At 69.4% G+C, this 653-nt stretch carries 1 pseudogene; it reads left to right on the forward strand.

The features are described from left to right. Window positions 1-653 (forward strand): annotated as a pseudogene (locus Ssi02_RS38455) (IS5 family transposase); the annotation flags it as partial.

The following is a 653-nucleotide window of genomic DNA, read 5'->3' on the forward strand; positions in this document are numbered from 1 at the left end:
GGGCACTGATCGAGCCGACCCTGTCCGCCTGGCGCGACGCGCGTCTGCAGGCCCGCGCCCAAGCCGGCGTGAACGTCTCGGATCCGTCCACGAGCCTGCGCGACGTCTTCGATGCGATCCTCTACCTCAACCGCACCGGCATCGCCTGGAAGTACCTGCCGCACGACTTCCCACCCCGCACCACCGTCTACCACTACTTCTCCGCCTGGACCAAGGAAGGCGTCTTCGAGCAGCCGGGCACGGAGCTGATCGGCATCACCCGCGCCCCCGAGGGCCGCAGAGTCGAGCCGAGCGCCTGCGTCTGGACAGCCAGAGCATCAAGACCTCCGCAAACGTCCCGCTCGACACCCAGGGCCTCGACGCCGCCAAGAAGATCGCCGGACGCAAGCGCGGCATCCTCACCGACACCCTCGGCCTGCTCCTGGCGGTCACCGTCGCCGCGGCCGACCTGCCGGACAACGCCGTCGGCAAGACCCTGCTCAGCCAGGCGCACAACGCATACCCGACGATCACCAAGGCCTGGGTGGACACCGGATTCAAGGACGCCGTCGTCGAGCACGGCGCAGTCCTGGGCATCGATGTCGAGGTCGTCCCGCGCCGCTCCGACCGGCCCGGCTTCCACGTCGTCAAACGCCGCTGGGTGGTGGAGCGCA

Source organism: Sinosporangium siamense (assembly GCF_016863435.1).
Lineage (GTDB): Bacteria > Actinomycetota > Actinomycetes > Streptosporangiales > Streptosporangiaceae > Sinosporangium > Sinosporangium siamense.